Annotated in this window: 1 protein-coding gene; it reads left to right on the top strand. The window is 67.7% G+C overall.

The features are described 5' to 3' along the window. The coding region (locus tag AC1DYG_RS20930; RefSeq protein WP_477641741.1) for an amino acid permease at nt 1-359 on the top strand (359 nt) is incomplete at both ends.

Raw genomic sequence — 359 nt, 5'->3', positions numbered from 1 at the left:
GGTCATCGGCGACGACCCGTCGCTTCTGTCGTCGTCCGGGGCGGCCAACGCGGTGCTCCTCGGCTCGGTGCTGCTGGTGCTGACCACCGTCATCAACTGCATCGGCGTCAACTGGATGTCGCGGATCAACAACATCGGCGTCACCTGCGAGATCGTCGGTGTCATCGCGGTGATCGGCATGTTCTTCACCCACGCCCAGCGCGGGCCCGAGGTGGTGTTCGACACCGGTGCGGCCGGCGGGCAGCCCGGTTACATCTGGGCCTGGATCGTCTCCGGACTGATGGCCGCCTACGTGATGGTCGGGTTCGGATCCGCCGGCGAACTCGCCGAGGAGACTCGCAACCCGCGCCGCGTGGCAC

The sequence above is a fragment of the Pedococcus sp. P1_H8 genome (genome assembly GCF_056405175.1).
The sequence above is the reverse complement of the archived record's forward strand: the minus strand, read 5'-3'. Positions and strand labels throughout refer to the sequence as shown.